This window comes from Gemmatimonadales bacterium (assembly GCA_030697825.1).
Lineage (GTDB): Bacteria > Gemmatimonadota > Gemmatimonadetes > Gemmatimonadales > JACORV01 > JACORV01.
The window spans coordinates 1-9243 of record JAUYOW010000016.1; the positions used below are offsets into that span (position 1 = coordinate 1).

Genomic DNA, 9243 nt, shown 5'->3' on the forward strand with positions numbered 1-9243 from the left:
GCTGCATCGGCATCTCTACGATCACCAATCCGGCGGCCGGCCTCGGCGGGAAACTGTCGCACCAGGAGGTGCTCGAGGCGGCGGACCGGGTGAAGGAAGACCTCGCGCGGCTCATCCGCGGGATCGTGCGCGCGCTATAGCGCCCGGTCCAGCCCTTTCACCGTCCCGTTCGCCGCCTCGTACGCCGCCAGCCCGTCCAGCGACGGCATGTAACCGTGCCCCTCGGCGTCAGGTCTCTTGCGCGGGAGCGGTGCACAGCTATATTGACGCATGTCAATGCAGATGGGTCGCCTGAAGTTGGCGGTGCTGGAGGAGCGGAAGCTGGGCGAGCGATGCTGCGATCCCGGCGCTCGGCCGACGGTCGGAGTCAAGGCGGCCGGCCGCCTAGCGGAGGATCTAGCCGTCCTCGGCCATCCGGTGCGTCTCCAGCTCCTGAACCTTCTCGCGCACAGCGCCGGCAAGGTCTGCGTCTGCGACCTGGAGGCCGCGGTGCCGGTGAAGCAGCCGACGGTGTCGCACCACCTGAGGCTGCTGCGGGAGGCGGGGTTGGTGGAGAGCGAGCGGCGCGGTCTCTGGGCCTATTACTACGTCAGGCGCGAGGCCCTGGACCGGCTGCGCCAGCGGATAGGCGATGGGCTATCTGAGCTGAGTTGAGTTTTTTTGATCGAGTATATCGAACAACATCAATTCATTGGAGGGTCAGATGGGCATCAAGGAAGCGGTCAAGGAGAAGTACGGCGCGGCGGCGCGACGCGTTGCCGAGGGCGAGAGCGCGTGCTGTGGTTCAACGTGCTGCGGCGGGACCGATGAGCGGTGGAACCCGATCACGTCGGACCTCTACGACGAGGGCGAGAGGGCCGGCCTGCCTGCCGAGGCGGTACTGGCTTCTCTGGGCTGCGGGAACCCCACGGCGTTAGCCGAACTGCGGGCGGGTGAGACGGTGCTGGACCTGGGCTCCGGCGGCGGCATCGACGTGCTGCTCTCGGCCCAGCGGGTCGGTCCGACCGGCAAGGCGTACGGGCTGGACATGACGGCCGAGATGCTGGAGTTCGCTCGGGAGAACCAGCTCAAGGCCGGCATCACGAATGTCGAGTTCCTCACGGGAGAGATCGAAGCGATCCCGCTTCCCGACGCGTCGGTGGACGTCATCATCTCCAACTGCGTCATCAACCTCTCGGCCGACAAGCGCCGCGTGCTGGCGGAGGCGTTCCGGGTGCTGAAGCCCGGCGGCCGCTTCGCGGTGTCGGACATCGTGGTGCGGGGCGACATGCCGGCTGAGATCCGACGCAGCGTGGAGCTGTGGATCGGGTGCGTGGCGGGGGCGCTCGAGGAGAGGGAGTACCGCTCGTTGATGGAGGAGGTGGGTTTCCGGGACGTGGGGATCGAGCCCACGCGCGTCTATCGGGCGGCGGATGCGAGGGCGTTCCTGGACGAGGCGGGTCTGGCGGACGCGGCGCTGGCCACGCAGGTGGACGAAAAGTTCATGAGCGCGTTTGTGCGGGCGGTGAAGCCTCCGGCAGGCGGCCCATGACCGGGCTGGTCCAACGGGTGCGCGCGATCGGAGCGGAGCAGTGACGGCCCCACCGGCTCCCGCCCCAGCAGCCGTAGCAAGCCGGCTGTCCACTTTGGACCGGTTCCTCACGCTCTGGATCTTCACCGCCATGGCGGTGGGGGTTGGTGCCGGCTACCTGTTTCCGGGCATCGTCCCGTTCATCAACCAGTTCAACGTCGGGACAACCTCCATCCCGATCGCCATCGGGCTCATCCTGATGATGTACCCGCCGCTGGCCAAGGTGCGCTACGAGGAGATGGGCCCCGTCTTCCGCAACACCAAGGTGCTGGGACTTTCGCTCGTCCAGAACTGGGTCATCGGCCCGATCCTGATGTTCGGCTTGGCTGTCATCTTCCTGCACGACCAGCCCGAGTACATGGTCGGCCTGATCATGGTCGGTCTCGCCCGCTGCATCGCCATGGTCATCGTCTGGAACGAGCTGGCGAAGGGCGACACCGAGTACTGCGCGGGCCTGGTCGCCGTCAACGCGATCTTCCAGGTGTTCCTCTACTCGGTCTACGCCTACGTCTTCATCACCATCCTGCCGGCCTGGTTCGGCCTCAAGGGCGTGGCGGTCAACGTCACCATCGGCGAGCTCGCCAAGAGCGTCTTCATCTACCTCGGTATCCCGTTTATCGCCGGCGTGATCACGCGGTTCTCGCTGATCGAGCTCAAGAACAAGGAGTGGTACCACACCAAGTTCATTCCGAAGATCAGCCCGATCACGCTCGTCGCGCTGCTCTTCACCATCGTGGTGTTGTTCTCGCTCCAAGGCGAGAAGATCGTGCAGCTCCCGCTGGATGTCGTGCGGATCGCCATCCCGCTGCTCATCTACTTCGTGCTGATGTTCTTCCTCTCCTTCTTCATGAGCAAGAAGGTTGGCGCAACCTACCGCCAGGCCACGGCGCTGTCCTTCACCGCGGCATCGAACAACTTCGAGCTCGCCATCGCGGTCGCGGTGGCCACCTTCGGCATCCACCATGGTGCTGCTCTCGCCGCGGTCATCGGTCCGCTCGTCGAGGTTCCGGTGCTGATCGGGCTCGTCAACGTCGCACTGTACTTCGGCCGCCGCTTCTATGGCGTCGAGGCCGCCGCCTCAGGGTGAGGCGCGGTGGTTCACCCGCATGGTATGCGTCAAGCCTCCATGCCGTACCGGTCGAGCTGTCGATCACGACGGTACCTCTTCCAGGACCGCTCCAATTCCCGCACTTCCTCGACCGATGCGATCTCAAAGCGACCCAAGGTGAGGATCAGCGCACGAACCGAGACCCTTGGCTGCGAAGCTCGGGTCGTCGTTTGGCATTTCGAGCAGTGCATCAGCGGTGGCGCGATTCCCCGCTTCGAACGAATTCCCTGAAGCATCGCGTCGAGCCGATGGCATAGCTCGATCAATTCCGGGATTGGCATCGAGGCGTTCCACTGGGCGCGAAGGGTGGCAACCATCTCCGGAAACCAGGTCCTCTGCGCGTCACGTGCTGGCATCGTGAGAAGTCACTTTCTGGAACGCATAACGGACCGCGCAAGTTAGCCGGTGCCGCCCAAGCGGCGGCGTAGGATCAAGCGGCCGTACACCGCGCCGTTGAGCCCGAGCACCAGGATGCCGAGCAGCACCTGCGCGGCCCGGGTTAGACCTTGTGGGTAGAGCACCGGCAACAGGTAGTGTTCCACAAACCCCCGGGCGTACCCCGCTTGCCCACCAAGCTCGCGGAAGTGGTTTTCTAGCGGGGTCAGCGGGCAGACCCAGCCAGCAAACTCGATGAGCGCGCCCCAAAGAACGCAAGGGACATGGATCCAGGCTACTCTCGGCCGGCGGGTGACAAGAAGTGCGCCGAACACCACGAAGCCGACGAAGGCGAGGTGCAGGAAGACAAGGCCATCTGCGAGCGACCGATAGTGCATGGCAGTTACCCTAAGGACTCTCTTTCATACCCGGGCGACAGGTTCAAGACACCTGCCGGGTCCAGGTCTTGACCGCCACGCCCCGAATCGTGGGCCTGACGAGCGGCCACGCCTTCCGCATGCTCTCGCGTCGGACGTCCACGATCGCCAACCCCGCCGCCACGATTGCCTCGGCGGTTCGGCGCGTCAGGTGACAGTTGCCCGACAGCCGTTTCCAGAACGGCTCCACCAGCTGCTGCCACCTCAGGCGTCGTGGCCGGTCCTCAGCTGCTACATGCTCAAGAAACACGAACCGCCCGCCTGGCTTAAGGACGCGATAGATCTCCGCGAGGGCGCGATCCACGCGGGGAACGGAGCATAGAACCAGCGTCCCGACGACCGCGTCGAACGCATCATTGGGCAGCGGGAGCTTCTCAAGAGACGCGTCCAGCACCTCCGCTTGATCCCAGTCGTGCGCTCGGGCCTTCTGAGAGAGCTTGCGCCGCATGTGAGCGTCGGGATCGGTCAGGACCAGACGAACAACTGCCCGAGGGTAGTGAGGAATGTTGAGGCCGGTACCTGCCCCGACCTCTAGCACGTGCCCCGCTAGGTCGCGAAGCAAGTCTGCCCGCCACTGCTGGAGGCAGGCTGCTTCGCTGGCCTGCGTGAGTCGATCGTAGACCGCCGCGATCAATCGGCCCACTTAGCATCACCTCGCTGGGCCACCTAACGGTCCGAATGAGCCGCGCGCCGCAGTGTCAGGATAGCACCCGACCGCCTGGCGCGTCGGCTCCATTCGGATGTTATACGGCCGCTCGAATGTGCCCCGCACCGACACAAACCCGCCCGAGAGTGTCACTGCTGCTAACGGGTCTTCATTTCGATTCAGCAGGCAGATGGCTCAGAACGTTAAGAATGGTTCCATTCGGATCGACTACGAAAAAGCGACGAACGCCCCATGGCTCGTCAGTGAGCGGATAGACGATCTTGAGGCCGCGTTCGACGGCACGTTTGTGCACTTGATCGACGTCTGCGACCTCGACGCTCACATCTGGCAGCAGCGTTGAACCACCGTCATCCCGCACGACGCTGATCTGGGCTGTCGGATTGCTCGGCGATACGAACGTCATGACAAACCCCATGTCCATCGCCAGCTCCAAGCCCAGGAAATCAACGTAGAACGCACGGCTTTCGGCGAGATTGTGGGACTTGATGTCCGGCACAACTCGTCTGATGCTCATCAACGGACTCCATTCTCCAAGGTCGGTTCATCAGGGCGCCGTCATTGTCGTGGTCCGCAGGTAGATCTGCTTTCGCACCATCCGGGACACCAGCACTCCTCCGGCTCGTGCGGGTAGTGTATGTGGTGATGTATACTGGTGCCAGAGGCGAAGCCCCCTCGGGCCCCGAGTGGCTTGGCAAGCGACCGACGCTACCGGGGCGGGGCGACGAAGTGGTTAAGCGGTGAGCTCCCCCGGCCGAGGCCGGGCGCAGCGGCGATAGCGCGGTGCACGAAGTCGAGTGCGTCCTCCACGGCGCGCTCGAGCGGACGGCCGAGCGCGAGCCCCGCGGCAATGGCGGCTGAAAGCGTGCAGCCCGTGCCGTGTGTTCCCTTCGTCGGCAGCCTCGGTCGCGCGAAGCGGCGAATCTCGCCGTCGAGCAGCAGGACGTCCACGACCTCATCGCCGGCCAGGTGTCCGCCCTTCACGAGCGCGGCGCGGGCCCCCATCTCCACCAGCCGCCGCGCGGCTCGCTCCATGGCCGCCACGTCGCCCACCTCGAACCCGACCAGGGTCGCCGCCTCGTCGAGGTTGGGCGTGACCAGCGCCGCCAGCGGGACGAGGCGCAGGGCTATGAGCTGCTCGGCGTCGCGCTGGAGCAGGCGGTCGCCGGAAGTGGCGATCATCACCGGATCGAGCACGTAGTTGGGGAGGCCATGACGCTCCAGCCCGGAGGCAACGGCCAGCGTCACCTCCGCCGACCCGAGCATGCCGCTCTTCACGGCCGCGGGCCGCAGGTCCTCGGCCACGGCGTCCAGCTGATCGGCCACGAGGACGACCGGCAGCGCTTCCCACGAGCGCACTCCCACGGTGTTCTGAGCCGTCACTGCGGTTACGACCGTGGTACCGAAGACCCCGAACTGGTGAAAGGTCTTGAGGTCGGCCTGGATACCGGCGCCGCCGCCGGAGTCCGAGCCGGCGATGGTGAGGGCGACGTTCATTTCGGGGTCTGGGGCCGTCGGTCGGGCGGGGGCGGGAGCTGCCGCACCGCGGCCTTGAGCCGCTGGAACTCCTGGGCGTCGCGGGTGCCGGTCGCGAGCAGCGCCTGCGACGCCGGCGTCCGGGCGATGAGCGCGTTGACCTCGGTCATGCGGTCCGCTGTCATCGGGTGCGAGGCGAAGAACGACTCCAAGGCGCTCGGCCTGCTCCGCTCGAGCGACTGCAGCGTCTCGAACATCCCGGTGAGACCGCCCGGATTGATCCCCGCTTCCGTCAGGTAGCCCACGGCGACCTCGTCAGCCTCGCGCTCCTGGTCGCGGCTGAACCGCGCGAACACCAGCTGGCCGGCGACGCTGACTCCCGCCTGCACCGCCTGGTTTGGCTGCCGGCCGAGGAGCACGCCCACGACGCCAATCCCTGTCTCAGCCGCCTGCGCGCGCCCGATCTGCTTGGCCGAGTGACGCAGCTCGACGTGTCCCATCTCGTGACCGAGTACGCCGGCCAGCTGGTCCATGCTCGCGGCGTTCTCGATGAGGGCGCGCGTGACGTAGATGTACCCGCCGGGCACCGCGAACGCGTTGACGGCATCGCTGTTGACGAGCGTAAACCGATAAACGATCTCCCGGCGCCGCGCGAAGGGCGTGAGGCGGGCGGTGATGAGGTCGAGGTCCGCCTGGATCGCCGGAACGTGGACCATCGGCATCTCGCGCTCGAGCTGAGCCGCGTAGCGCTGCCCCAGGTCGATCTCCTGCCGCACCCCGATGGCGCAGGACGCCAGGAGGGCCGCGAAGAGGGTGATCCCGCAGTATCTTGCGAGGCGCATGACCCGTAATCTGCACACCCTGATACGCGATATCCAACGGCGCAAGGCGCGCGAGCGCCGGGGTCTGGTCGTGGCCGAAGGGCTCCGCCTGGTCGGCGACGCGCTCGCCGGCGGCGCGAAGGTGGTGGCCGTGCTGGCCGCCGACGACGTGGCCGCCACGACGGCGGCGCCGGTCCTCGCCGACGCCGGCGCCCGAGGGATCGAGACGCAGGTCACCGCCCGCAAGGAGTTCGACGCCCTCGCCGACACCGAGACCCCGAGCGGCGTGCTCGCGGTGGTAGAGTGGGAGCCCGGCCGCCTCGCGGACGTCGTCGGGATGGACGTCGGGCTGCTCCGCGTGCTGGTGCTCGACGGCGTACAGGACCCGGGCAACGTCGGCACGATGATTCGTACCGCGTACGGGCTCGGCATCTGGATGACGGTAGTGCTCGACGGCACCGCGGATCCGCGGAGCGCGAAGGTGATCCGCGCCTCGATGGGGGCGGTGTTCCGGCATCCGGTGGTGGCCGGCACGTTCGCGGAATTCGACGAGCTCCGCCGCATCCTCGATCTCGCGCTGTGGGTGGCGTCCGCCGACGGCGAGCCGGTGGACCAGCTGGTGCAGGCGGCGACCGACGATATCGCCCTGGTAATCGGCAGTGAGGGGCATGGGGTGCGGGACTCCTGGCGCTCCCTGGACCACGTGCGGGTCGCGGTCCCGATGCGGGGAGGCGCCGAGTCGCTCAACGCCGGCGTCGCGGCTGGCATCCTCCTCTACGAGTTGACGCGTGCTTCTCGCTGAACCGGTGCTGATCGTCTTCACGGGCATCTTCGGATCGCTGCTCGGCAGTTTCCTCAACGTGTGCGTATACCGGCTGCCGCGCGACGAGTCCGTCATCCATCCGCGCTCCCGCTGCCCGTCGTGTCAGACGCCGATCGCCTGGTACGACAACGTGCCGGTGCTCTCGTGGCTGCTGTTGCTCGGGAAGTGCCGCCACTGCAAGGCGCGCATCGGCGCCCGCTACCCGATCGTCGAGCTCGTCGTCGCCGGCGGGTGGGCCGGCAGCATCGCCTGGCTCGGACCGACCGTGGAGGCCCTCAGCGCGGCGCTCTTGACGACGCTGCTGATCGGGATCCTGCTCACCGACGTGCAGCACATGATCATCCCGGACGAGTTCTCACTCGGAGGCCTCGGGGCGGGGATCGGTCTTTCACTGGCGCCGGACGGGCTCTCGCCGGTCCAGTCGCTGGCCGGCGCCGCGCTCGGCTTCGGACTGATGTGGGCCGCGGGGGTGGCAGGGAAGTGGTGGGCGAAGCGGGACGCGATGGGCGGCGGCGACCTCAAGATGATGGCGATGGTGGGGAGCTTTCTCGGCTGGCGAGGTGTGCTGCTCACCCTGTTCCTCGGCAGTCTCGTCGGCACCCTCGTCTTCCTGCCTTCGTTGCTCCGGCGCGAGCGCTTCCGCGAGGTCCCCTTCGGGGTGTTCCTCGCGATGGGCGGTGTAGCTGCTCTCGTGGCAGGCGACCGGCTCTCGGACTGGTACCTTCACGCGGTGGGCTGGCGATGAAACCTCGATGCGAGGGGCGGGGTAGGGTGACCCACTTATGACCGACGCACTTTCCGGCTCCACCGAAGGCTCGGGGAGCGACATCCTCGCCCGCTTCGGCAACGACCTCAACGCCGCGGCCCGCCGTGGTGACCTCGAGCCGGTGCGGTGCCGCGACGCCGAGATCGCGCGCATCATCGACATCCTGCTCCGGCAGACCAAGCACAACCCCGCGCTGGTGGGCGCGGCCGGCGTCGGCAAGACCGCGCTCGCGGAAGGGCTCGCGCAACGCATCGTCGCGGGAGACGTGCCGGCGGCGCTGCGCGACGTTCGCATCATCGCCCTGGATCACGTGGCACTCCTCGCCGGCACCATGTACCGCGGCCAGTACGAGGAGCGGGTGCGGCGGCTCATCGAGGCGGTGTCGAACGACCCCGACGTGATCCTCTTCGTGGACGAGATGCACAACCTGATCGGGCAGGGCACGGCGATGGGCGTCGCGATGGACGCGGCGAACATGCTGAAGCCTGCTTTGGTGCGCGAGGACATGCGGGTGATCGGCGCGACGACGGCGGCCGAGTACGAGCGGTGGATCAAGGGGGACCCGGCGCTCGAGCGCCGCTTCCAGCCGGTCCTGGTGCGCGAGCTTACCGGCGAGGAGGCGATGGAAGTGCTGAAGGCGCGCCGCCGGCGCCTGGAGCACCACCATGCCGTGGCGATCGCGGATGACGCGCTCCAGGCGGCGCTCGTCCTCACCGACAAGTTCGTGACCGACCGCGCCCAGCCCGACAAATCCATCGACGTGCTCGACGAGGCGTGCGCGCACGCGCAGGCTACCGCGACGCTGCCGCCCGAGCTGGAGAAGGTCGTGAACGAGCGGCGGCGCGTTGACGCGGCGATCCGCAGAAGGCTGGCTCGCGGAGAGAAGCTGGATGGGGTGACGGAGGGGCGGACGGAAGAGGACCCGATCGACGTTTTCGCGCGGGAGATCGGCCCCGCGTTGGAGCGCATCGGGGCCGAGATCGATCGGATATTCGGGAATGCGGAACGACGGAACGACGGAACGACGGAACGGAAAGACGCCGCCGCAGCGTCGGCCGGCCGGCCGGGTCGGGCCGAGCCGAAGAGCGCGGTGCCGAAGGAGACGATGATCGAGCGTCGGGATCGGCTCGACCAGGAGCTGCGGCGCGGGCTCGAGCAGCTCGGCGTCGTGGTGCGCGGCGCGGACGTGGCTCGGGCCGTGAG

The 9243-nt window shown here is 67.3% G+C and carries 12 protein-coding genes; 6 read left to right on the forward strand and 6 right to left on the reverse strand.

The genetic code is table 11. The annotated features are described in order from the left end of the window. Window positions 1–134: 134 nt before the first annotated feature. Window positions 135–272 carry a hypothetical protein gene (locus Q8Q85_00705; protein ID MDP3772766.1) on the reverse strand — a complete coding sequence of 46 codons (138 nt, stop codon included), beginning with the start codon at window positions 270–272 and terminating at the stop codon, window positions 135–137. Between Q8Q85_00705 and Q8Q85_00710 the strand changes: the two genes are divergently transcribed. From Q8Q85_00710 to arsB, 3 genes are read left to right on the forward strand one after another with little or no spacing between them, the layout of a single operon-like run. Then, entirely contained in the window at window positions 271–654 is a 384-nt protein-coding gene (locus Q8Q85_00710) for a metalloregulator ArsR/SmtB family transcription factor (protein ID MDP3772767.1), read from the forward strand. The two genes, Q8Q85_00705 and Q8Q85_00710, sit on opposite strands and share 2 nt — an antisense overlap. Window positions 655–703: 49 nt before the next feature. Continuing rightward, window positions 704–1531, forward strand: a complete 828-nt coding sequence (locus Q8Q85_00715) for an arsenite methyltransferase (protein ID MDP3772768.1) — start codon at window positions 704–706, stop codon at window positions 1529–1531. A gap of 40 nt (window positions 1532–1571) precedes the next feature. Further along, window positions 1572–2657 carry an ACR3 family arsenite efflux transporter gene (arsB, locus tag Q8Q85_00720; protein MDP3772769.1) on the forward strand — a complete coding sequence of 362 codons (1086 nt, stop codon included), beginning with the start codon at window positions 1572–1574 and terminating at the stop codon, window positions 2655–2657. 419 nt (window positions 2658–3076) lie between these two features. On the opposite strand, the gene Q8Q85_00725 is transcribed toward arsB, so the two are convergent. The 5 genes from Q8Q85_00725 to Q8Q85_00745 all read right to left on the reverse strand — a co-directional run bounded on the left by Q8Q85_00725 (window position 3077) and on the right by Q8Q85_00745 (window position 6472). Next, window positions 3077–3451: a DUF2784 domain-containing protein gene (locus Q8Q85_00725; GenBank protein MDP3772770.1), complete on the reverse strand. Its 375-nt coding sequence runs from the start codon at window positions 3449–3451 to the stop codon at window positions 3077–3079. Between the two features lie 43 nt (window positions 3452–3494). Continuing rightward, window positions 3495–4133 carry a class I SAM-dependent methyltransferase gene (locus tag Q8Q85_00730; GenBank protein MDP3772771.1) on the reverse strand — a complete coding sequence of 213 codons (639 nt, stop codon included), beginning with the start codon at window positions 4131–4133 and terminating at the stop codon, window positions 3495–3497. Window positions 4134–4305: 172 nt separating this feature from the next. Next, on the reverse strand, window positions 4306–4671 hold the full coding sequence (locus tag Q8Q85_00735; GenBank protein MDP3772772.1) for a glyoxalase superfamily protein: 366 nt from the start codon (window positions 4669–4671) through the stop codon (window positions 4306–4308). Between the two features lie 191 nt (window positions 4672–4862). Continuing rightward, window positions 4863–5651, reverse strand: coding sequence for a bifunctional hydroxymethylpyrimidine kinase/phosphomethylpyrimidine kinase (gene thiD / locus Q8Q85_00740; protein MDP3772773.1), 789 nt, complete (start codon window positions 5649–5651; stop codon window positions 4863–4865). Further along, window positions 5648–6472, reverse strand: coding sequence for a M48 family metallopeptidase (locus Q8Q85_00745; GenBank protein ID MDP3772774.1), 825 nt, complete (start codon window positions 6470–6472; stop codon window positions 5648–5650). The genes thiD and Q8Q85_00745 overlap by 4 nt, the downstream gene beginning before the upstream one ends. Between Q8Q85_00745 and Q8Q85_00750 the strand changes: the two genes are divergently transcribed. The 3 genes from Q8Q85_00750 to Q8Q85_00760 form a co-directional block, all read left to right on the forward strand. Beyond that, window positions 6471–7253 (forward strand): RNA methyltransferase, encoded by a 783-nt coding sequence (locus tag Q8Q85_00750; protein ID MDP3772775.1) that lies wholly within the window; start codon window positions 6471–6473, stop codon window positions 7251–7253. The genes Q8Q85_00745 and Q8Q85_00750 overlap by 2 nt on opposite strands. Next, a complete protein-coding gene (locus Q8Q85_00755; protein ID MDP3772776.1) occupies window positions 7240–8019 on the forward strand; it encodes a prepilin peptidase in 780 nt (259 codons plus the stop codon). The genes Q8Q85_00750 and Q8Q85_00755 overlap by 14 nt, the downstream gene beginning before the upstream one ends. A 37-nt stretch (window positions 8020–8056) precedes the next feature. Beyond that, a partial coding sequence (locus Q8Q85_00760; protein ID MDP3772777.1) for an AAA family ATPase occupies window positions 8057–9243 on the forward strand: 1187 nt, incomplete at its 3' end.

Excerpts from the sequence above, each read along its gene's own strand:
- Q8Q85_00710 (MDP3772767.1), top strand. The coding sequence starts at position 271 with ATGTCAATGCAGATGGGTCGCCTGAAGTTGGCGGTGCTGGAGGAGCGG.
- Q8Q85_00705 (MDP3772766.1), bottom strand. The coding sequence starts at position 272 with ATGCGTCAATATAGCTGTGCACCGCTCCCGCGCAAGAGACCTGACGCC.
- Q8Q85_00715 (MDP3772768.1), top strand. The coding sequence starts at position 704 with ATGGGCATCAAGGAAGCGGTCAAGGAGAAGTACGGCGCGGCGGCGCGA.
- Q8Q85_00725 (MDP3772770.1), bottom strand. The coding sequence starts at position 3,451 with ATGCACTATCGGTCGCTCGCAGATGGCCTTGTCTTCCTGCACCTCGCC.
- Q8Q85_00735 (MDP3772772.1), bottom strand. The coding sequence starts at position 4,671 with ATGAGCATCAGACGAGTTGTGCCGGACATCAAGTCCCACAATCTCGCC.
- thiD (MDP3772773.1), bottom strand. The coding sequence starts at position 5,651 with ATGAACGTCGCCCTCACCATCGCCGGCTCGGACTCCGGCGGCGGCGCC.
- Q8Q85_00750 (MDP3772775.1), top strand. The coding sequence starts at position 6,471 with ATGACCCGTAATCTGCACACCCTGATACGCGATATCCAACGGCGCAAG.
- Q8Q85_00745 (MDP3772774.1), bottom strand. The coding sequence starts at position 6,472 with ATGCGCCTCGCAAGATACTGCGGGATCACCCTCTTCGCGGCCCTCCTG.